The sequence below is a fragment of the Halarsenatibacter silvermanii genome, assembly GCF_900103135.1.
Classification (GTDB): domain Bacteria; phylum Bacillota; class Halanaerobiia; order Halanaerobiales; family Halarsenatibacteraceae; genus Halarsenatibacter; species Halarsenatibacter silvermanii.
In genome coordinates, this window is the sequence record NZ_FNGO01000017.1 from 25,706 (window position 1) to 45,274 (window position 19,569).

23 protein-coding genes and 1 pseudogene are annotated in these 19,569 nt (G+C 44.3%); 16 read left to right on the plus strand and 8 right to left on the minus strand.

What is annotated here, in order from left to right; genetic code table 11:
* Positions 1–4 precede the first annotated feature (4 nt).
* Genes BLT15_RS09325 through BLT15_RS09355 form a run of 7 tightly spaced genes read left to right on the plus strand, consistent with a single transcriptional unit; the run spans position 5 to position 5,469 of the window.
* Positions 5–1,726 (plus strand): NADH-dependent [FeFe] hydrogenase, group A6, encoded by a 1,722-nt coding sequence (locus tag BLT15_RS09325; RefSeq protein ID WP_089760984.1) that lies wholly within the window; start codon positions 5–7, stop codon positions 1,724–1,726.
* A 30-nt stretch (positions 1,727–1,756) separates the two neighbouring features.
* The gene (locus BLT15_RS09330) at positions 1,757–2,113 is read left to right on the plus strand and encodes a hypothetical protein (protein WP_089760986.1); all 357 of its coding nucleotides are present in this window, start codon (positions 1,757–1,759) and stop codon (positions 2,111–2,113) included.
* A 17-nt stretch (positions 2,114–2,130) separates the two neighbouring features.
* Positions 2,131–2,571: an ATP-binding protein gene (locus BLT15_RS09335; protein WP_089760987.1), complete on the plus strand. Its 441-nt coding sequence runs from the start codon at positions 2,131–2,133 to the stop codon at positions 2,569–2,571.
* Positions 2,564–3,937 carry a [Fe-Fe] hydrogenase large subunit C-terminal domain-containing protein gene (locus tag BLT15_RS09340; RefSeq protein ID WP_089760989.1) on the plus strand — a complete coding sequence of 458 codons (1,374 nt, stop codon included), beginning with the start codon at positions 2,564–2,566 and terminating at the stop codon, positions 3,935–3,937. Before BLT15_RS09335 ends, BLT15_RS09340 begins: the two co-directional genes overlap by 8 nt.
* A 53-nt stretch (positions 3,938–3,990) precedes the next feature.
* Complete coding sequence (locus BLT15_RS09345; protein ID WP_234985579.1) at positions 3,991–4,353, plus strand: DRTGG domain-containing protein; 363 nt, start codon at positions 3,991–3,993, stop codon at positions 4,351–4,353.
* Positions 4,313–5,074, plus strand: coding sequence for a PHP domain-containing protein (locus tag BLT15_RS09350; RefSeq protein WP_234985580.1), 762 nt, complete (start codon positions 4,313–4,315; stop codon positions 5,072–5,074). The genes BLT15_RS09345 and BLT15_RS09350 overlap by 41 nt, the downstream gene beginning before the upstream one ends.
* A gap of 35 nt (positions 5,075–5,109) precedes the next feature.
* Positions 5,110–5,469, plus strand: coding sequence for a sulfurtransferase TusA family protein (locus BLT15_RS09355; RefSeq protein WP_089760993.1), 360 nt, complete (start codon positions 5,110–5,112; stop codon positions 5,467–5,469).
* Positions 5,470–5,567: 98 nt separating this feature from the next.
* Here the strand turns inward: BLT15_RS09355 and BLT15_RS09360 are convergent, their stop codons facing one another.
* Genes BLT15_RS09360 through BLT15_RS09370 form a run of 3 tightly spaced genes read right to left on the minus strand, consistent with a single transcriptional unit; the run spans position 5,568 to position 6,997 of the window.
* Positions 5,568–5,951 (minus strand): hypothetical protein, encoded by a 384-nt coding sequence (locus BLT15_RS09360; protein ID WP_089760996.1) that lies wholly within the window; start codon positions 5,949–5,951, stop codon positions 5,568–5,570.
* A 42-nt stretch (positions 5,952–5,993) separates the two neighbouring features.
* A complete protein-coding gene (locus BLT15_RS09365) occupies positions 5,994–6,515 on the minus strand; it encodes a permease (protein ID WP_089760999.1) in 522 nt (173 codons plus the stop codon).
* Positions 6,515–6,997, minus strand: a complete 483-nt coding sequence (locus BLT15_RS09370) for a hypothetical protein (protein ID WP_089761002.1) — start codon at positions 6,995–6,997, stop codon at positions 6,515–6,517. Before BLT15_RS09370 ends, BLT15_RS09365 begins: the two co-directional genes overlap by 1 nt.
* Before the next feature lie 227 nt (positions 6,998–7,224).
* Between BLT15_RS09370 and BLT15_RS09375 the strand changes: the two genes are divergently transcribed.
* Both BLT15_RS09375 and BLT15_RS13830 read left to right on the plus strand, forming a co-directional pair.
* Positions 7,225–9,681 (plus strand): heavy metal translocating P-type ATPase, encoded by a 2,457-nt coding sequence (locus tag BLT15_RS09375; RefSeq protein ID WP_089761046.1) that lies wholly within the window; start codon positions 7,225–7,227, stop codon positions 9,679–9,681.
* A 184-nt stretch (positions 9,682–9,865) separates the two neighbouring features.
* On the plus strand, positions 9,866–10,021 hold the full coding sequence (locus BLT15_RS13830) for a YibE/F family protein (protein WP_159429890.1): 156 nt from the start codon (positions 9,866–9,868) through the stop codon (positions 10,019–10,021).
* Here the strand turns inward: BLT15_RS13830 and BLT15_RS09385 are convergent.
* Complete coding sequence (locus BLT15_RS09385; protein WP_089761005.1) at positions 9,981–11,366, minus strand: trimethylamine methyltransferase family protein; 1,386 nt, start codon at positions 11,364–11,366, stop codon at positions 9,981–9,983. The two genes, BLT15_RS13830 and BLT15_RS09385, sit on opposite strands and share 41 nt — an antisense overlap.
* Positions 11,367–11,749: 383 nt before the next feature.
* On the opposite strand from BLT15_RS09385, the pseudogene BLT15_RS09390 reads away from it, so the two are divergent.
* The 4 genes and pseudogenes from BLT15_RS09390 to BLT15_RS09405 all read left to right on the plus strand — a co-directional run.
* Positions 11,750–12,256, plus strand: a pseudogene (locus BLT15_RS09390) (family 4 glycosyl hydrolase); the annotation flags it as partial.
* A gap of 86 nt (positions 12,257–12,342) precedes the next feature.
* Positions 12,343–12,855, plus strand: a complete 513-nt coding sequence (locus BLT15_RS09395; RefSeq protein ID WP_089761008.1) for a beta-galactosidase small subunit-related protein — start codon at positions 12,343–12,345, stop codon at positions 12,853–12,855.
* A gap of 157 nt (positions 12,856–13,012) precedes the next feature.
* Positions 13,013–13,249 (plus strand): hypothetical protein, encoded by a 237-nt coding sequence (locus BLT15_RS09400; protein WP_089761011.1) that lies wholly within the window; start codon positions 13,013–13,015, stop codon positions 13,247–13,249.
* 50 nt (positions 13,250–13,299) lie between these two features.
* Complete coding sequence (locus BLT15_RS09405; protein WP_089761013.1) at positions 13,300–14,379, plus strand: GTP pyrophosphokinase; 1,080 nt, start codon at positions 13,300–13,302, stop codon at positions 14,377–14,379.
* Positions 14,380–14,407: 28 nt separating this feature from the next.
* On the opposite strand, the gene BLT15_RS09410 is transcribed toward BLT15_RS09405, so the two are convergent.
* From BLT15_RS09410 to BLT15_RS09420, 3 genes are read right to left on the minus strand one after another with little or no spacing between them, the layout of a single operon-like run.
* Entirely contained in the window at positions 14,408–15,160 is a 753-nt protein-coding gene (locus tag BLT15_RS09410) for a hypothetical protein (protein WP_089761015.1), read from the minus strand.
* A gap of 10 nt (positions 15,161–15,170) precedes the next feature.
* Positions 15,171–15,887 (minus strand): ABC transporter permease, encoded by a 717-nt coding sequence (locus BLT15_RS09415; protein ID WP_089761018.1) that lies wholly within the window; start codon positions 15,885–15,887, stop codon positions 15,171–15,173.
* The gene (locus tag BLT15_RS09420) at positions 15,884–16,723 is read right to left on the minus strand and encodes an ABC transporter ATP-binding protein (RefSeq protein WP_234985583.1); all 840 of its coding nucleotides are present in this window, start codon (positions 16,721–16,723) and stop codon (positions 15,884–15,886) included. Before BLT15_RS09420 ends, BLT15_RS09415 begins: the two co-directional genes overlap by 4 nt.
* A 289-nt stretch (positions 16,724–17,012) precedes the next feature.
* On the opposite strand from BLT15_RS09420, the gene BLT15_RS09425 reads away from it, so the two are divergent.
* Entirely contained in the window at positions 17,013–17,795 is a 783-nt protein-coding gene (locus tag BLT15_RS09425) for a hypothetical protein (protein WP_143423056.1), read from the plus strand.
* An 85-nt stretch (positions 17,796–17,880) separates the two neighbouring features.
* On the plus strand, positions 17,881–18,543 hold the full coding sequence (locus BLT15_RS09430; protein WP_089761024.1) for an MgtC/SapB family protein: 663 nt from the start codon (positions 17,881–17,883) through the stop codon (positions 18,541–18,543).
* 24 nt (positions 18,544–18,567) lie between these two features.
* Here the strand turns inward: BLT15_RS09430 and BLT15_RS09435 are convergent, their stop codons facing one another.
* Positions 18,568–19,047, minus strand: a complete 480-nt coding sequence (locus BLT15_RS09435; RefSeq protein WP_159429891.1) for a helix-hairpin-helix domain-containing protein — start codon at positions 19,045–19,047, stop codon at positions 18,568–18,570.
* A gap of 253 nt (positions 19,048–19,300) precedes the next feature.
* Between BLT15_RS09435 and BLT15_RS09440 the strand changes: the two genes are divergently transcribed.
* Entirely contained in the window at positions 19,301–19,567 is a 267-nt protein-coding gene (locus tag BLT15_RS09440; protein ID WP_089761028.1) for a hypothetical protein, read from the plus strand.
* Positions 19,568–19,569 lie beyond the last annotated feature (2 nt).

A 19,569-nucleotide genomic window follows, 5' to 3' on the forward strand; every position in this document is an offset into this window, starting at 1 on the left:
ATCGGTGAGCGAGATAAAACTAACAATTGACGATGAACAGATTGAAGTTGAAGAAGGCATAACAGTGCTGGATGCTGCCAGGAAAGCGGGAATTGAAATTCCCAGTCTCTGTTACCATCCAGATCTCACTCTACATGGAGCCTGCCGGGTTTGTGAAGTGGAAGATTTGGGCAATGATAGGACTATTGCCAGCTGCGTAACACCCGTGCAGGAAGGTATGATCATAAGCACCCGCAGCAGGAGGGCCCGCAAAGCACGCCGGCGCAACGTTACTTTATTGCTGGCCAATCATCCCAATGACTGTCTGGGGTGTGATCGCAGCGGGAGCTGTGAATTGCAGGATATAGCACATGATCTCAGCATTCGCACCCGGGAAATAGAAAAATATGAAGGTGAAAAAAGGGATGTTCCTGAAGATAGAACTGGACCTGCTCTGGTGAGAGAACCAAACAAATGCATTCTCTGCGGCCGCTGTGTGCGGGTCTGTGAAGAGATGCAGGGTGTTTCTGCTTTGCAGTTCAGCAGGCGTGGTTTTGATTCCATTGTCTCCACAGCTTTCGACCTGCCCCAGAGTGAAGTAAATTGTTCAAACTGCGGTCAATGTGCTACCATATGTCCTGTAGGAGCAATTGTAGAGAAAAATGAGATATACCCTGTCTGGCAGGCTTTAGAAGATGAAGACAAACATGTAATAGTACAGACAGCTCCTTCCATTCAGGCCACGATCGGCGAGTCTTTTGGCATGAAACCAGGATTGGTGGTCACCGGAAAACTGGTGGCAGCTTTAAGGAAACTGGGGTTTGATCGGGTTTTCTCCACTGAGTTTACCGCTGACCTGACCATTATGGAAGAAGGGCATGAATTTCTGCAGCGGCTGGAGGGAGATAACAATCTTCCTCATATAACATCCTGCTGTCCTGGCTGGGTGAAATTTGCCGAGCATAACTATTCCGATCTTCTGGATCATCTTTCCTCAGCCAAATCTCCCCAGCAGATGTTCTCAGCGCTTTCCAAAACATACTATGCCGATCTGGCAGGCATCGATCCAGAATCGATATATACAGTTTCTGTTATGCCCTGTACGGCCAAAAAATTTGAGAAGGAAAGAGAAAATATCAATGCCGGGTCCTACAAAAATACTGATGCGGTTTTAACGACCAGGGAACTTTCTTTGATGATAAAAGAGATAGGCATTGATTTTACATCTCTGGAAGATGAGGAATACGATGAACTGCTGGGTAAAGCTACAGGAGCGGGCACGATTTTCGGCACTACCGGTGGAGTTACCGAAGCAGCAGTGAGGATGGTCAAAGAAAAGTTGACAGGGCAGACTCTGGAAAGACTGGATCTGGGCTTTAGAGGAATACAGGAGGCCGAGGTCAAAATCGGAGATAGAGATTTGAAGCTGGCCATCGTCAGCGGTCTGCAGGAAGCCTCTCAGATCATGGATGAGGTGCGGAAAGGTGAATCGGAATATGATTTTATAGAGGTCATGGCCTGTCCCCATGGCTGTGTTGGTGGAGGGGGTCAGCCACTGCTGGCTGACGAAGAGAAGAAAGATGCTCGCGGAGAGGGACTGGGTAGCATCGATGAGCATAAATATATTCGCAAATCCCATGAAAATCCGATGATTAAAAAAGTTTATGAAGAATTCCTGGAAGAACCCCTGAGCAATAAAGCCCACCGCATTTTGCATGCCGAATTCAAAGACCGGCCTAAGACTTAAATAAGGCTGAATCCGGAGGGAGGATCGACGATGACAATCCAGGATATCGAAGAACTTTTAGATTTGAAAACGATTGTGGAAGGGGATTCCAGCCTGGAGGTGAAGACTGCCTGCGGAGCTGATTTGATGAGCGATGTTTTGGCTTTTTCCACCCGGAAAACCGTACTCCTGACCGGATTGACAAACCCTCAGGTGGTGCGCACCGCCGAGATGGTCGATATCAGGGTTATCATTTTTGTGCGCGATAAAAATCCGGAAAAGAAGACTGTAGAGCTGGCCCGCCAGAAGAATATAGCGCTCTATCGGGCCAGCGATTCACTTTTTGCCTGCTGTGGCATCTTATATCAGGCCGGAGTTCAGCCTGAAAAGATAAAGAGCTTTTATTAAAGGGGCGAAAACAAGTTATGGGCAAAAATATTATCCTGGAGGAAGAGGTTGAAGCCCAAAATTTTGAACGGGGTGGAGAGGTATCAAGCCTTCTCAAAACCCTGCTAACCAGGCTAAATATTGAGCCTGAGATAATTCGTATATCTTCTATAATCACCTATGAGCTGGAAATGAATATTATTATTCACTCCCGGGGAGGAAAGATTAAAGTATCTGCGGAGAAGGAAAAATTGCAGATCAATGCGATTGATCAGGGGCCGGGAATAGAGAATATAAATCGGGCGCTGCAGCCTGGCTTTTCTACTGCCGATCAGGATGTCAGAGAGCTGGGGTTTGGAGCTGGAATGGGGCTCAATAACGTTGATGAATATTCGGATGATTTAAAGATTTATTCTGACGGAGGAACAACTGTTAAAAGCACTGTTTTTCTCGGGCGGGAGGATGAAAAGGATGTCTGAAATTCATTCAGTGCTTTTAAAAGAAGAAAAGTGTGAGGGCTGCACCAACTGTGTGAAGGACTGCCCGACAAATGCTATTCGTGTCCACGGAGGCAAAGCTGATATCAAGGATGATCTCTGCATAGACTGTGCAGAATGTATACGCACCTGCGAACATAATGCCAAGTATATTGAAGCTGATCGGCTGGACCAGATCGATAATTATAAGTATACAGCCGCTTTAATCCCGCCCAGTTTTTACGGGCAGTTTAAAGAAAACTCCAGCCCCGGACAGATAATGAAAGGGCTGAAGAATTTGGGCTTCACAGAAGTATATAATGTTGCCAGAGCGGCAGAAGCTCTTGCCCGGAGGACAGCCTCCTTCCTGAAAGAGAGAGATCAATTTTACATATCCTCCTCCTGTCCTGTAGTTGTGCGCCTGGTGCAGAAGATATATCCTGAGCTGGTAGATCATCTTCTGCCCTTTAAATCTCCGGTGGAGATGACAGCCCGAAAAGCTCGAGAGGAAATAAAACAGGAGACCGGGCTTTCGGTATCAAATATCGGCATATTTTTCATAACTCCCTGTTCGGCCAAGTTAACTTCGGTTAAGCTGGCTTTAGGTCAGGAAAAAAGCCAGCTGGACGGGGCAATAGCTGTCAGAGAAATTTATGAACATCTCTATCCCTTTTTGCAGTCCCATGACAGGGGAGAGAACGAGAATAAAAAGCGAACAGATAAACTGGATACCTCTTTTCTTCCCGCAGCCGGCATTAAGTGGGGTCAGAGCGGAGGGGAAGGGGATTTGCTGCAGAACCTGGAACAGCCTGGGGCCCTTACGGTTTCAGGCCTGGATGAGGTACGTAAGGCTCTGGATGAACTGGTTCGGAATAATTTAACCGGAGTAAAATATCTTGAGATGGTCTCCTGTCCTCAGGGCTGTGTAGGAGGAGTTTTAAACATCGTCAATCCCTATCAGGCCAAATACAATATACGTACACTTGTCCGTTCCGCGGAGGAGAAGCTCTCTGTTTCCAGCCCGGAATTTTCGGAATATGATTATGAACTGCGGCAGGGATTTAGCTCTGATCAGCGGGGTGAACTTGATGCGGATATGGAAAAAGCACTGGAAAAACTGGCCCGGCTGGAGGAAGAAGAAGAGGTGCTTCCCGGTCTGAATTGTGCTTCCTGTGGAGCACCTGATTGTGAAACACTGGCTGAAGATATTGTCAAAGGTGAAGCGGAGAGGATAGACTGTATCTTCATGCTCAGACAGAAGATTCAGAGGCTGGCCGAACAGGTTTCCAATTTGAGCCGGGAGCTGCCGCCGGTTTTCTCCGAGGAGGACAAAACTGCCAGGGATAAATCCAGGGGTAATAATATTTGAGTTTGGCCGGATGGAAATTGAACTGTAAGAGCATTAAATAAAATGGCGAGGAGTTGTTAACTATCAGGGTAAAAGATCTGGTTCAGAAGCTTAATTTAGAGGTAGTGGTGAAATCTGATCTGGAACAGGAAGTTACTGACGGTTACTGTGGAGATCTTTTGAGCAATGTGATGTCAGAGCTTACTGCTGGCAGTCTGTGGATTACCATTCAGGGCCATCAAAATGCAGCGGCAGTGGCTTTGCTGGCTGAGGCAGCCGGCATCATTATTGCAGAAAATTTCTCGATCAGCGACGATATGAAAAAGAGGGCCCGGGAAAAGGGGATCAATGTCCTGCGCAGTCCGGAAAATGCCTATCATCTCTCCGGAAAACTCTATGAACTGGGTGTGGGCCGTGAAGAGAAACAGGATATTTGACCTCAATTTACATATTCATACCGTACTATCTCCCTGTGCTGATCTGAATATGACACCAGGTCTTATTATTGAAAGAGCTCTTGAGGAAGAGCTGGATATTATTGCTATAACCGATCATAATTCAGCCGGCAATCTGGAAGTGTTATTAAAATTGGCCGACGGAGAGAAGTTAAGAGTAATTCCGGGACTGGAAATCGAAACCAGGGAGGAAGTGCACTATCTCTGCCTGGTGGAAAAGCTGGAGCAGGCTGTAAGAATTCAGAATTTTGTTCATGAACAACTGCCGGAGCAAAAAAACAGAGAGGAGTATTTTGGTTATCAGATAAAAACCAACCTCAAGGATGAATATGAGGAGAAAGAAAAATTAATGCTGGCTGCAGCAGCTGATATAACGATCTCCGAACTGCAGGATAGAGTTAAAAAAGAAAACGGACTTTTGATACCATCTCATGTCCTGCGGAGTCAGGGTTTGATATATCAGCTGGGTTTTATACCTCCGCAGCTCGACCTGCCTGTTCTGGAGGTCAATGACCGGTCTGAAATTCCTGAATTGCGCCAGCAGTATCCGGATAGAGTTTTTATTAAAAACCAGGATAGCCACCGGCCGCGAGAAATCAAAAAAGGATTTTCGCTGAAGATGGAAGACCCAGGCTTTAAATCCCTTAAAAAAGCTTTGACCTCTCAAAGGCAGTCCAATATAATTTTGCCGCCCTCAAAATAGCAGCATTAATATTATTGAAAAGGAGGAAGAAAAAAATGAGTAAAAAGCGCCTGGATTGTCGGGGAATGGACTGCCCTCAGCCTGTTGTCGAGACCAAACAGGCACTGGAAGAGTGTTCTTCTTTAGATGTTGTTCTGGATAATGAAACCGCGGCTAGAAATGTTTCGCGTATAGCGGAAAATTCTAATTTTGAGGTGAAAAAGGAGTTCAAGGAAGAGGAGATCATACTGCATATAAGCGAAAGCGATGTTGAGGCGAAAAAAGAGGAAAAGAAAACGAAAACAGCTCAAACTGCATCCCGCTTCGAGGGAGAGGTCCGGCCGGCTGCCAATTACTTTATTACCACTTCCCGATTGGGTGAGGGGCCAGAAGAGCTGGGGGAAAAATTGGCTTAAAAATTAATTATATTCAGCTCCGGGCCCCGGGAGCAATAAAAAGGGATTCTTTAAAAAATTGGTTGGAGAACATTCGGTTTTTTGGAAAAAACCATCTTTTATTTTTTCTGGGTGATATCATCCCTGCATTTTGGACAACCTCGATATTTATTCTTCTTCCAGGTCCAAAAAGCACCCATTTCCATGGGATAACCCCAGCAGCCACAATCACAATCATGGTCTTTATCTGCCTGGCGTTCACACCATTCCAGGGTGAAATTATAATCCAGACTTATATACGAATTAAGCATTTCTTCGATATTTTCCCTGCTGCTTTCCGGAAGCCAGCTTTTTATCATCAGTACTTTAGCTTCCCGGACCGCTTTTTCCCGGTCACTAAAGTCCCCCCTGGTTTCACCGCCAGCCTTGAGTATATAACCCTCTTTATTTTTATTAATACGCAGCAGTTCTCCGGTTTTTAATCTTCCAACTTCAATTTCCATGTTATTACCTCCCGCGTAATGCGTCAGAAAATATACTATAATTTATACATCAACCGGCAGTCTGTATTCCATTTTTACAAATAATTTATTTAACAGTATAGAACTAATCACCACCAGCGGCAGAGATAAACCAATCCTCAGCAGAGTAAATTCCAGGCCAATTATTGAGGCTTCCATGATGCTCATCGGTATCATTACCAGCGAGGCAGCGGTGATATAGGTGAAAATTGAACTGTAATCAGCACCCTTGTTGTAAAGGGAATTAGCCACGGGGAAAGCGACAAATGTTCCTCCGACTGTAGTTGCTGCCAGCAGGATAGCATATATATACCGGCGAACGCCGGAAGCTGCACCAAAACTATTTTCCACTTTTTCCCGGCTGATCCAGACTTCAAACAGACCGATAATGACAAAAGCGGGAGGAAGAATCAACAGCATATCACGGGCGAAAATTATAAAATTATCTGTCATAACCTGGCCCAATTCAAAATTGATCACCTGAGAGATCAGTAAAAACAGAATAAACAACCCAAAGATACCGTAATTTCTTTTCTTTTCATCCATTACAATAATACCTCCCCATAGTAAAGTCCCATGAGAAAAGTTAATATGATGGTGATAATCAGACTGGCGGCATTGCGGTAAATTGTACCTTTAATCCCCATATACTCTTTTTCCACTGGATAGGTTACTACCCCTACCATTTTTAAAGAGATCACGAAGCCGGCAATCACTGTGTAACTTACTCCCCGGGATAAAAGCACTCCAGCCAGGGGATAGGCTATAAATCCCGGCATCATTGTAATGGATCCCACAATGACTGCCAGCAGTCCGCCCAGCAATATATTTTCTCCTCCCAGATAAATTACGATGAAATCTTCAGCAAAAGCCATTATTATAGCAACAAAAACTAAAATCATAAGATAATTAGGTAAAATCTTAAGCAATTTTTTCGTTCCCCGGCGAATTCCCTGCCATGTTTTTTTGCGGCTAAAAATTAAAGAAATTATCAGTAATATAACCATTATAATATAAAGATATTCCATGAATAACCCCCCAATAAATTTTTCTCTTTTTATATAATTCAAAATTTTATAAGAAAGTCCTTGTGTTTTTTATGATCTTTCATTTCGCTTTATAATCCGTGATTTAATTGATTCATGGATGGATAGACATCAATCAGCCTAAAACTTGACAAAGATGTTAGGATAAACTATAATAATGCATGAAAGATAAAACCCCTAGGGGGTATACATTGGAGGTGCAATTAAATATGAATGATGAAAAAGAGATGAGAGATATAACATTTTCGGTGGAGGGGATGAGCTGTGCTGCCTGCGCTCAGCAGGTGGAAAAAACACTTGCCGGTGCAGAGGGTATAGCTGAAGCCAGTGTGAATATCAACAATGAAAAGGGCACTGTGCAATATGATCCTGATATAATAAATTATGGGACGCTTGAAGAGCTGGTCGAGCAGAGCGGATACAGCATAAAAAAGGAGAAGCAGGAACTGCCAATAAATGGTATGACCTGTGCTTCCTGTGCTCAGGCTGTGGAGAAAAATCTGGCCGGACTGGAAGGTGTGCTGGAGGTCAATGTGAATCTGGCCACTGAGAAAGCCAGCATAGAATATCTGCCCAATGTTGTGAGTGAACGCAGCTTTATCAGTGCTGTTAAGGAAGCGGGATATGAGGTTGATCTCGGCAGCCAGGAAGAGGGCGAGAATGAAAAGACAAGAGAAGAGATAGAGATGAAAAAATCCAGGCGCAAACTGATTTATGCATTTGTTTTTACCATTCCGGTATTTATTCTCATGTTTGGCTCTATTTTCGGTCTGACACTGCCTATAGAGCAAAATATTCAGGGGCTTATTGAGGCTGCACTGGCCTTTCCCGTAGTTTTCATTCTCGGTTATAAAACTCACAAAGGTGCTATAAATTCTATTCGCCACGGTGGAGCCAATATGGACGTTCTGATAACCATGGGTACATTTGCCGCCTATGGTTACGGTCTATCAGCCTTCATATTCGATGTCGATAGGTTCTTCGGGCTGGCAGCCGGTATTATGGCCTTCCATCTGCTGGGGAGATTTTTGGAAACCAAAGCAAAAGGCAGGGCCTCTCAGGCCATCAAAAAGCTGCTGGAACTGGAAGCTGATACTGCCAGGCTTATAGTCGACGGAGAAGAAATGGAAGTGCCGGTGGAAAAGGTAAATGTAGATGATGTGATGATGATAAAACCCGGTGAAAAAATTCCCACAGACGGTGAAGTGATTGAAGGGCGAAGTGCAGTGGATGAATCTATGGCCACAGGTGAATCGATGCCCGTAGAAAAGGAAGATGGTGACGAGGTTATCGGGGGTACGATCAATAAACAGGGGGCCCTAAAGGTTAAGGCCACCAGGGTTGGGGAAGATACTTTCCTCTCGCAGGTCATAAAAATGGTAGAGGAAGCTCAGGGTTCGAAGGTTCCAATCCAGGCTTTTGCCGATAAGGTGACTTCCTATTTTGTTCCCACTGTGATTGGGCTTGCCGCCCTTACATTCATACTCTGGCTTGTAGTCGGAGGTACGGCCGCTGCCACCACTGCCGTATTTGCCAGCATCGCTGTACTGGTTATAGCCTGTCCCTGTGCTCTGGGCCTGGCCACTCCTACAGCCCTCATGGTTGGAACTGGCAAGGGAGCTGAAAATGGTGTGCTGATAAGAGATGGGGAAGCAGTGCAGACTATGAAAGATATTACAGCTATAGTGCTCGATAAGACGGGGACTATTACTAAAGGGGAACCTGAAGTGACTGATGTTGTTCCTGCTGCCAATTACGATGAAAATGAGGTACTGCGCATTGCCGCCAGCGCCGAACAGTCATCAGAACATCCTCTGGGCGCAGCCATTCTCCAGGGAGCAGAAAAGAGAGGACTGGAACTTTTAGACATCGAAAACTTCAGCGCTGTTGTGGGGCGTGGTGTAAAAACTGACAGTGAGGAAGGGAAAATTTTAGTTGGTAATCAGAAGCTTATGAGAGAAAATGATATAGATATTGAACATCTCGAAGATGAGGTTGTATCTCTGGAGGAAGAGGGCAAGACAGCTATGCTGGTGGCCCTGGAAGGTGAAGCTGCAGGTATAATTGCTGTGGCTGACACCCTCAAAGAGGATTCCGAAAATGCCATTGCAGCCTTTAAAAACATGGGCCTGACAACTGTAATGATAACAGGGGATAATGAGCGTACTGCCCGTGCTATTGCCGACAAAGTCGGCATTGAAAGGGTCCTGGCTGAGGTCATGCCCGATGAGAAATCTTCAGAGATAAAGAAACTGCAGTCACAGGGTGAAAATGTAGCCATGGTCGGTGACGGGATAAATGATGCCCCTGCTTTAAAACAGGCCAATGTCGGAATCGCCATAGGTACCGGAACTGACATCGCCATCGAATCCTCTGATCTCACACTGGTCAGAGGAGAGCTGAGTGCTGTTGTTTCCGGACTCAAGCTTAGTAAATACACATTTTCCACCATCAAACAGAATCTCTTCTGGGCCTTCATATACAACACAGTAGCCATTCCGGTGGCTGCTCTGGGGCTTTTAAATCCCATTATAGCTGCCGGTGCCATGACGGTCAGTTCCATAAGTGTTATATTGAACTCCACCAGACTTAAAAATAAAGATCTGTCACTGGATGAAGAAGATTACGCTAAAGTCACGCCTGGAAAGGCTGAAGAAGCAGCCTGATCCATTCTCTGAAGCTTTCCAGGTGTTAATCATAGACTGAGTATGGATTTAATCGCCCTCTTAAATTTCGGAGGGCGATTAAATATTTAGTTCGCCTCGCAGAGGCAAAAATTATTGAACAGAAAATTAGCACTTCTAAATTGGCCAGAAAGCACTAACAGTGGGCAGAGATATTATGGGGACTATGGCGAATGCGCTGATTTTAGCCTGTGTGGGTGGCGCAATACCACTGATATTCCTGCTGATAGCTCAGGAGATGTCCCGGTTGAGGATTATCAACATGGATTTTTTGATTAGTTTCACCGTTCAATCATCGCCTGCAGCTTTTCCTCGATTTTAGAAGCTAAAGCAGGCTGTCGGTAGTTTGCCAGCATTTTTTCAACTTCTTTCTGGCTGTTGGCAAATTGATTCATTCTTCCTTCGTTGCCTTCACTTTCGAGATGAGATAGGGTATGAGGATGGGTAAGAAAACTGTCACCTGGCTCCACATTTGAGATGGCCTGCCGGGCGGAAGTTTCTTCTTTGCTCTCGATTTCCCGATGAATGTTTTTGATGCTCTTGATGATTTCTGTATCCTGAATCATTTTCCTGCTGGATATTCCCAGATAATTCTGGCAGGCACCAGCAGCAAACATAATGATATCGACACCTGCTGAAATTGCTGTCATCATATTCATCATCGATTCGGCCCCCGACTGTGAATCAAATTCATTGCTGTCCGTAAGTGCCCCGGCTGTAAGAGAGGGCAAATTATAGTAATCGGCTATTTGGGCGGTGGCAGCTATTATTTGCGCATAAAAACCGTTACCCACGGTTATACTGCCGGAGTTCATATCAGCAGCGGAAGAATAGGAGGAATAGATTACCGGGGTGCCGGAATTGATAAGCTGTACCAGCACAGCCCCGCTCAGGATTTCAGCGTTTTGCTGGATGAGCAGTCCTGTCCGCGTGGCTGGACCGCTGACTCCCGCCAGAATTTGTGCATAGACAGCAAGCGGCTGCCGGTTTTGTGACCAGTGCAGCAGAGTCTGCAGGGGAGTTTTATCAAAAGTGAGGGGACTGGAAGCACCCACCATTTTTAAAATATAATTGCCGGCTGCAAAGTTATCAGCACCAAAAACTTCTTTCCCCATCTGCAGGCAATCCCGAACGTCATTACCCGTACCGGTGCCCAGCAGTGGTTTGTCAGAATATTTTACAGCTGCATAAAACATGTCCTTATGTCTACTATCCTCAGGAATATCAGTCGGAGGAGTTATCTCCCCTCCATTTAGATGTATATGAGAATTCTGCTGATATAATTTTATGAATTTAAGGTAATCCTCATAATTAGAATATTTATCTTTACCCCGGTCCAGATTGAAGGGAGCGCTTAATGGCGGGCCCAGGATGGATTTATCGCCGCCTACTTTTACATTGTTATCGGTATTTCTGGCTTTTAGAGTAAAAGCTTCCGGTATTTGCTTAAGCGCTCTGGTAATCGCTGCTTCATCGAGAAAGACCCTGTTGCTTTCAGTTTTGATATCATTTTTCCGAAAAATATCAAGAGCTTTTTTATCATCAAATTTTACTCCGTCCTGTTCGAGAATTTCCACAGTCTGATTATGAATAAAATCAAGATCCTGTTCCGATAAAAGATTTTTCTGTAGTGCATTGTGATTTACCAAGTCATTTTTTAGGTTCATTTATTTAGCCTCATTTCTTTTTAGACTTTAGTAAGTCAATAGTATCATAGTTTTGGTTTTTATTGAAGGTTTGAAAACATAATATTTTGGATATCATATCTTATGATAAATGCAGGCGAAGTATAAAACTAATACGTGTATTACTTGTATTCAAAACTGCTTCGGAACAAAAAAGTGATGGGTTTTGCCCGGATTTACCGGAATAAGACGAAGAGGTCGGTGTTTTCAACCGCAGGGGAATAGGAGGGGGTCGGTAGGTTCAATTTTCAACCTACCGACCCCCTCCGTAATCTCTCTATTTCAAAAAGGGGAACTTAAATTAAGTTTGGCTAAATTACTTATTTTTGTAGAAGAATCTTTTTCATCGGCTTATATGGACAGGTGTGGGGCTATGTCAAAGTGTTCAGGTTTGTGTAAAAGAACTTCTGGAGCCGCTGGGTATGGAGAGAGAAGGGGTTGAATCTTTCATTGCCGGTATTAATCATATGGCCTGACTGCTCAAGCTTGAGCGAGAGGGAAAAAACCTCTATCCGGAAGTGAAAAAGAGAGCCAGAAAGCGGGAGGCTCCTCATGATGATATGATCAGGTATGAGATTATGAAACAATTCGGCTATTATGTGACAGAATCCAGCGAACATTTGGCCGAGTATCTACCCTATTTTATAAAAAGTACTCACCCGGAACTGATTGAGAAGTTTAATATCCCTCTGGATGAATATCCCCGCCGCTGTCAGGAGCAAATTGCTGAATGGGAGGAAAGGCGGGAGGAGCTGGTCAATGACAGTGATATAGAGCATGAGAAAACACACGAATACGCCTCCTATATAATTAAAGCCATAGAGACAGATGATCCCATACGTATTGGAGGCAATCTGCTGAACAGGGGGCTAAAGAAGAAATTATTCTGCCGGATATTCATCTCGGAGAGGAAACTGAGCTGTGGCTTGACCTTAGGTTCCAGCGACGGGAGCCCACAATGTGGTCTAAAGCCGGGAAAGTACTGGTCCAGCGCCAGCTTCAGCTGAAAGATATCAATTCTGAAGATTGTCAGGAGTTTAAAATTCAGATCGAAGGGAAACAGAGAAAACCGGCAGGCGGACTTCCACTGCAGTCAGCCCCGCCTTTTGATGTGCAGGAAAAAGAAGAAGAACTCGTTTTTGAAAATGTTGATAGGCAAATTGGTTTTGACCGAATGTCGGGTAAACTGCGTAATTACAGCCATCAAGGCCGAAAGCTGCTGCATTCCGGCCCCAGAATCAATCTCTGGCGTGTACCCGTTGATAATGACAAAAGCCAGGTAACGCGTGATTATGCCCGGGAATGGCGCAATCAGAGGATTCACCGTCTGCAGCGCACTGAGGAAGTCCATCTGCAGCTGATTTCTCAGGAACGGGGGCTGGGCTCTACCAGCTGTGGACCCGAGCTGCAGGATAAATATGAACTGGAATTATCAGAATTCCAGTTTTCTTTGCGATTAACTCCGCAATAAAATATGGTTCTTCTTATCGGTTGATAGATATCGTATAAAATTGCTATCATTACAATATAACTGAATAAGCTTTTTTGATACACCTATTTACCGACTGAACGCAGGAAAGATCTTTAATTTGTGATTTTGTGCTGAGGAAATTTATTGGAGGTTAAAGATGCTCACCATCAAATGCGCAGACTGCAAAACCAAGATCATGAAATATAAAAAGATAGGCAGAGGAAAAGTTTTGCGCTGCTATAGAGATAGAATAACCAGATTGTACGATTACAAAGTTGAAGGGGATGAATTGAAGTGTGGAAATTGTGGCAATGTGATAGGGGATATTGAGAAAAAACAGGTGGATATGAACCAGCATTCATTCACCTACAGCGGCCACAAAGAGAAAAAATAAATCAACAAAACTTTAACAGGATCAGCATTATAAGTTTTAGGGGGAAAAGTATGAGAGCGGTAGATATTATAGCTGATTATAAAAAGAAAAAGTATTTATATGAGCGGCTTACTGAAGCTGCGGATGAATTTATCGAAGAAATACTGGAGAACGATACCGATATCAATATTCATTCTATAAGAGCCCGGACTAAATCCGTTGAGAGTCTGGCGGAGAAAGTTAGAAGGCCGGGTAAAGATTATGAAAGTCTTGCGGAAATAAAAGATCTCACCGCTGTAAGGGTTGTTACGTATTTTGCCGATGAAATTGATGAGGTGGGGGTAGTTCTGGAAAATAATCTTGATATCGATCCCAGGCATTCTATCGATAAACGAAAGAGCTTCGATTATCAGGAATTCGGTTACAGTTCACTGCATAAAGTCGCCAGATTCAGACCAGATAAACATCCTGCCAGCTTGCAGGATGAATTATCCGATCTTTTTTTTGAAATTCAAATCCGTACCATTCTTCAGCACGCCTGGGCGGAGATAGAACATGACCTGGGATATAAGTACAAAGAGGAAATTCCTGATTCGATCAATCGCCGCTTTGCCCGGCTTTCTGCTCTGCTGGAAGTTGCTGATGATGAATTTATTAGTTTGAGAGATGACCTGGAAAAATATGAAGATAAAATCCAACAGCAGATAAAAGCTCAGCCGGAGGATGTCGATATAAATAAGCTCACTCTGGAACAATTTATGAAGATCGATGAAGTTATGAAAGATTTGATCGCCTATATAGATGAATGGTCACAAAATCTCCCCCGAAAAACAACCGGCAAGGATTTCTTTTTGGGTGAGGCGGTCAAGGGTATAAAACTTATCGGCATGTCCAATATTGCCGGGTTGAAGAAGATCATTCGCGAATACGAGCAGCTGGTCAAAGAGAGCTTTGATCTTGTTTTTGCTCGTGATAAGGAGCTGCCAGGCTGGTCACCCAGCATGATTTTATTCGCACTGATTTTGATCTATGGAGCGGTGAACTATGACCGGGACGATCTGCAAAATTTATATGCGGAGCTGGGATTCCGCCCGCGCGAAAATTTTGAGAAAAAAGTTATAAATAAGGCTGAAGACTTATTACAAATGTAAAAACTGAGGTGTATGCTCTTTACAGATTTCAAAATGTATAGGATATCTGCAGACTCAGCTGAGGACCTCTCAGATTGGATGTGGGATCTTCATCCAGAGAGGTACCCCCTACCTCCCAGCCTCCTCCTAGATCGTGAGTTAGAAGGTAACCAGCCGATAGCCCCAGGGCCAGGCTGTTTCTCAGATCATAATGGAGATTGGAATTGAGCTTGAGGGCCAAAAAGCTTTTTTCCATCGCAGCAGAACTGTGTTCCCCGTCATAAACTTCACCTAAAAATTCTTCAAATTCCCGAGGCTCGTCTGCTCTTAAATAAAGCTCCTTTTTTCCGGCCCCGATCATCGCCCCCAGAGCTGCATCCATATTTCCCTCGTCTCCGACTTTCTTTCCCCTTTCATAGGCCAGACCGCCATATTCTATGTTCAAACTGGCATGGTTATCTCCCGATCTGGAATCAACTGATCCCCTGCGATAAATCGTTCTCAACCGCTGACCTTCAATTCTGCCGACTACGGCCTCGAATCCATAGATGAAAATATTCCGACTCAGGGAGGGGAACCCTTCATCTTCCAGTGAATCATTGAGATCGGTTATGTTCATTCGCATAAATCCTCCGGATAAACCCGAGCTAACCCGCAGATTGAGCCCGGCCAGTCCTCTCTCCAGCATTTCCGGATCTGTTTCCAGAGCATCTGTCTCCGCACTCAGGTTTTCCGGCGTCCAGAACGCGATCAATGTTATGATGATTATTGCACTCAAGATGATGATAACTATTCTTTTCACTGTAATCCTCCTAATAGAAGCCTTTTTTTCTGTAAAGAAATACCAGCGCCGTAAAGGAGACCAATATGCTAATAATTATCACCGTCAGTTCTATCCTGATATCCCATAGATGCAGGGAGCCGGTCATGGCCCTCTCCTGAATTTGGAAGTAGTAGGTTGTGGGCAGTAAGGCAGCCAGAAAATTCATGAAGTCGGCTCCGGACATAGCGGCCAGCTGGGGAACTAAAATTAAAAGCATGTAAACCGGCAGTCCTATAGTGCCTGTAGACCTTTGATTGGGAGATAGCAGGCCCACCATCATCCCCACAAATATCGAAAATATGGAGATTAGAGCTGTGGCCAAAAATATGATTATTAAACTGTCCTTTTCCAGCCCTACTATTAAAGCCAGCAGCACGGTCACGATCAGAATCGATATATAGGTGAGAAGCCCTTTACCTATCAGGACTTCTCTGGCCCCTGCCGGCGAGAGAAGCAGTACTTCCAGCGTGTTTTTTTCTTTCTCTTCGGCGATCAGCATGGAGGGAACATACATCCCCATCATCACAACCAAAAATAAAAGCCCGAAATTGAGGGCGGCTCCGGCGGGCATATCCGGTATTAAATAAGTGAAGGACAGTGTCAGAAGAACCGGCAATAAAAACATCGTCATCAGATTTATATTCTTTTTTAAATCCTGGAATTCCTTGAGCAATATGGCGGATATAATTTTCAATCTGGAATTCATTTGAGCTCACTCCCGGTAATATCCACAAAAATTTCGGCCAGAGATGGTTCGCAGGAATGTATAGAAGCCAGCTTTCCCTCTTTTATCCATCTGGATATATCCTCGGCAGCACTATCTGAATTGATATCCATTCTTTTCTCCTGAAGATCGCCATTAATCCTGACCAGCACGTCGACCTGGCCTTCAGCGTGATTCAGTTTGAGCGAAGTGGGATGGTCAAGAGCAGATATACTGCCATCGTGCAGGAATGCAATTCTATCACTCAGTCGATCCACTTCTTCCATATCGTGAGAAGTAAGAAGTATGGTCAACCCTTCCTCGTTCAATTTTTCAAGCAGACGATGTATACTGGCAGCTGAAGCCGGATCCAGACCGGAGGTGGGTTCATCTAAAAAGAGCACCTCGGGCTCGTGCAGCAGCGATCTAACCAGAAGGATTTTCTGCTTCATCCCGCGTGATAGCTTTTTAACGGGAGTATCTATTTCGGACAGCATGCCCACAGCTTCCAGATACTTTTCCATGTTTTCAAAGTCTGCCTCGTAGAGCCGGCAGAAAAATTTGAGATTATTTCTGACAGTGAGCCGCTCATAAAGATTATTCTCTTCCGGCATGACCCCCATGCGGGGACGCAGAAAATTTCTGGAACTGAAAACATCTCTGCCCATAATTTTTACAATGCCTTCATCCGGTATCAGCTGACCGGTCAAAATTTTAATAGTGGAGGTTTTGCCCGCCCCGTTGGGACCTAAAAGCGAAAAAATTTCTCCTCTTTCTATGTTGAAGTCTATACCATTTAAAGCAATTTTTTGACCATAACTCTTTTTTAAATTTTCCACACTGATCAACTTTATCCCTCCTGCTAGATTACATTGTAACATATAATAGTTCTTATTTCCCTGGAAAAAAGAATTATTTTAGGTAAACCGGCAAAACATTTATTGAATTATAGCATTTTGTATGTTAATCTCTACTTATGAAGCAAACCAATTCCCGGGCAGTCATACAGGAGGTGCAAAAAATGACAGAAATTCTGCTGCTGATAATAATATTTATCCTGCTGGATGTCATCTAATTATGCTCAATGTACTGCAGACGAAAGTTTTCAGATTCTGCACATGTACATTGATGATTATCCTCCTGATTCTCCCCGGATTTTCTGCTGACCGGCTGCAGGCGGCAGACCCGGCTGAAGAAGCGATTCCTTCAGAATGGCAGGAAATCTCGAGAAGTCTGGCGGAGAATAACACTCGCTATGAGGTCACCGAAGCGATTATCTCCGGCCTGGATGAACTTATGCGCCGCGAGGACAGGAATAGAATAATGTTATATTTGAGTCTTCTGGAAGAATTTCAAAGAAGAGCTGAGAACGAACCGGAAAATTTCGAGCCAGAGAGAAACCTGCCTGATTTGCTGACCTTGCTGGCAGATTTTAGCCAGCATTATAACCCGGATGAGAAAAATGAAAATGACTTCAGACCGGCAGCAGAAAAAGAGCCTGCTGATCAGGATATTTATTCTCGGCTGGAAGAATTAAGCAGCGGAAACATAACTGCAGATTTTAATATAGCAGAACTCTATCTGGACCTGAAGAAAGAAAAATATCGTGAAAAGAGCAAAATTTTCAGGAGATTGGAAGTTCGGCAGGAGGATGAAGCGGCCAGAGCGTTTTTTGAGCTGGCTGAAGCGCTGACGGTTTATCTCGGTGATGAACAGGATGGGGAAGAGATACAGGATGAGAACATATCTGCTCTTTTTGGCTCGATACTGCAGGAGGAGATCAGAGACGACGTCAGTTCCCGGGAGATAAAAGACACCATGAAAGAACTTCTGGGCACTGCCGAGGATTTTGCAGAGCCTGATTCCAAAACAGAGGATGATATAAAAAGATTAAGGGAAAAAATCAGGTGATATTCATCAATTTTTTTGAAAGAGAACAGAGAAAGATGCCTCCGGGCAGGGAGGCTTTTATTATTTATGATCAGGGGAGAATGATATGATAGCAGAACAGACTATTATATTGAGACTGACACTAATTTTGATATTTTCGGGTTTGATAGGCTGGGAAAGAGAGCGGCTGGATAAGCCGGCCGGATTCCGCACCCATATTCTGGTGGGGGTGGGGTCGACAACTTTCATGATCGTTTCCTTCTCGATGGGCTATCTTTACCCGGATTTAATGCCTGATGTGGGCCGGATAGCTTCTCAGGTGGTAAGCGGTATAGGATTTCTGGGAGCAGGAACCATACTGAGGGAGGGTTTTTCTGTCCGCGGATTAACCACCGCCGCCAGTCTCTGGGTTACCTCGGCGATGGGGCTGGCTGTGGGGATAGGATTTTATATTATGGCGGCCTTCGGCACTCTGCTGGTATTTGTAACCCTCAATTACTTCAACCGGTGGGAGAAAAAGATTACTTCGCGCAGCGAAGAAAGACTTTATTGCCGAACGGATAAAACTTCCGCAGCTTATTGTGAGATAGCTGAAGTGATGGAAAAATTTGAAGTTGAGATAAAAAACATAGATATAGATGAGGACAAATTGTCCGGTGATACCCGGGCGGTTTTTCGCCTGGAAATTCCGGATGAGTCCGCCAGAGAGAAAATCAATCGCTCCCTGCTGAAAATTGAGGGAATTAAAGAAGTGGACTGGAGCAGTTAGAACGCCCAAACGCCTTTAAGCCTGCTACTTTTGTTTTTCTACTTTGAGATTCTCACCGTAAAATCCTATATGTTTATCTTCGTCCCAATCTGTGGAATCGTACATGATTTTATATTCTGTACCGGGATCGAGCTCAAATTCATTTCTCCAGATGCCATCACTGTCTTTTTTCAGGCTATAAGTTTTGTCGGCCGGATTCCATTCGTTCATATCACCGACCAGATGAACTTCTGAGGGCTGTTCGATGCCGACCTGATCCGGGTCAAATTCTATTTCAACCCCTTCTGTTTTTTCAGTTTCACTGACTTTATCGGATGAAAGGTCCAACCCTGACCTGATATCGGCGAAGGTAGCATCACCTATACCTTTAATGTTCTTTAATTCATCCAGTTCTGTAAAACCGTTATTCTGCTGGCGATAGGAGATGATTCTTTCGGCGGTGACCGGTCCGATTCCTCTGACCTCTATCAATTTTTTTCTGTCAGCACTGTTAAGATCTATCATGGATTCAGCCTCCAATTTATGTTGTAAATCTGAAATTTCTGAATGGAGATTATAAAATCCCTTCCAGTTTAGAACATAATAGCACATATTGATTTTAACTGCAAATCTGGCCCGATTTGAGATTTAGCAGGCAGGAAAAACGAACCCGGCTGAAGAATTTTTTTATATGGCCAGCTTAAGACGGGAGGATCCAGAATAACTTTCCTGAAGAAAAATTTAAACAACCACTAACTCATCAAAGGGGGAACAAACTTTGTCGATACCAGTGGGAAGGAACAAGGCCGGAGAGCTGATCAGGGTATACGAAAATTCCCGGGGCGATTATAACGTGGAAGTTGGAGGTTCTAAGATCGAGGAAGTGGAAGAACAGGAAGCAGCTATCGACCGGGGCAAAATTATTATGCTGAGAAGTTTTATGCCCTCCATCGATGAAAAAAGGGCAAAAGAGCTTTTGCAGTCGGATGTTATCGTCGATTATAACTTTCGCACCGACCGTCCTTCGACCTATCGGGAGGACTGAAA

Excerpts from the sequence above, each read along its gene's own strand:
- BLT15_RS09330 (WP_089760986.1), top strand. The coding sequence starts at position 1,757 with ATGACAATCCAGGATATCGAAGAACTTTTAGATTTGAAAACGATTGTG.
- BLT15_RS09335 (WP_089760987.1), top strand. The coding sequence starts at position 2,131 with ATGGGCAAAAATATTATCCTGGAGGAAGAGGTTGAAGCCCAAAATTTT.
- BLT15_RS09340 (WP_089760989.1), top strand. The coding sequence starts at position 2,564 with ATGTCTGAAATTCATTCAGTGCTTTTAAAAGAAGAAAAGTGTGAGGGC.
- BLT15_RS09350 (WP_234985580.1), top strand. The coding sequence starts at position 4,313 with ATGAACTGGGTGTGGGCCGTGAAGAGAAACAGGATATTTGACCTCAAT.
- BLT15_RS09355 (WP_089760993.1), top strand. The coding sequence starts at position 5,110 with ATGAGTAAAAAGCGCCTGGATTGTCGGGGAATGGACTGCCCTCAGCCT.
- BLT15_RS09360 (WP_089760996.1), bottom strand. The coding sequence starts at position 5,951 with ATGGAAATTGAAGTTGGAAGATTAAAAACCGGAGAACTGCTGCGTATT.
- BLT15_RS09365 (WP_089760999.1), bottom strand. The coding sequence starts at position 6,515 with ATGGATGAAAAGAAAAGAAATTACGGTATCTTTGGGTTGTTTATTCTG.
- BLT15_RS09370 (WP_089761002.1), bottom strand. The coding sequence starts at position 6,997 with ATGGAATATCTTTATATTATAATGGTTATATTACTGATAATTTCTTTA.
- BLT15_RS09375 (WP_089761046.1), top strand. The coding sequence starts at position 7,225 with ATGAATGATGAAAAAGAGATGAGAGATATAACATTTTCGGTGGAGGGG.
- BLT15_RS13830 (WP_159429890.1), top strand. The coding sequence starts at position 9,866 with ATGGCGAATGCGCTGATTTTAGCCTGTGTGGGTGGCGCAATACCACTG.
- BLT15_RS09385 (WP_089761005.1), bottom strand. The coding sequence starts at position 11,366 with ATGAACCTAAAAAATGACTTGGTAAATCACAATGCACTACAGAAAAAT.
- BLT15_RS09395 (WP_089761008.1), top strand. The coding sequence starts at position 12,343 with ATGTGGTCTAAAGCCGGGAAAGTACTGGTCCAGCGCCAGCTTCAGCTG.
- BLT15_RS09400 (WP_089761011.1), top strand. The coding sequence starts at position 13,013 with ATGCTCACCATCAAATGCGCAGACTGCAAAACCAAGATCATGAAATAT.
- BLT15_RS09405 (WP_089761013.1), top strand. The coding sequence starts at position 13,300 with ATGAGAGCGGTAGATATTATAGCTGATTATAAAAAGAAAAAGTATTTA.
- BLT15_RS09415 (WP_089761018.1), bottom strand. The coding sequence starts at position 15,887 with ATGAATTCCAGATTGAAAATTATATCCGCCATATTGCTCAAGGAATTC.
- BLT15_RS09425 (WP_143423056.1), top strand. The coding sequence starts at position 17,013 with ATGATTATCCTCCTGATTCTCCCCGGATTTTCTGCTGACCGGCTGCAG.
- BLT15_RS09430 (WP_089761024.1), top strand. The coding sequence starts at position 17,881 with ATGATAGCAGAACAGACTATTATATTGAGACTGACACTAATTTTGATA.
- BLT15_RS09435 (WP_159429891.1), bottom strand. The coding sequence starts at position 19,047 with ATGATAGATCTTAACAGTGCTGACAGAAAAAAATTGATAGAGGTCAGA.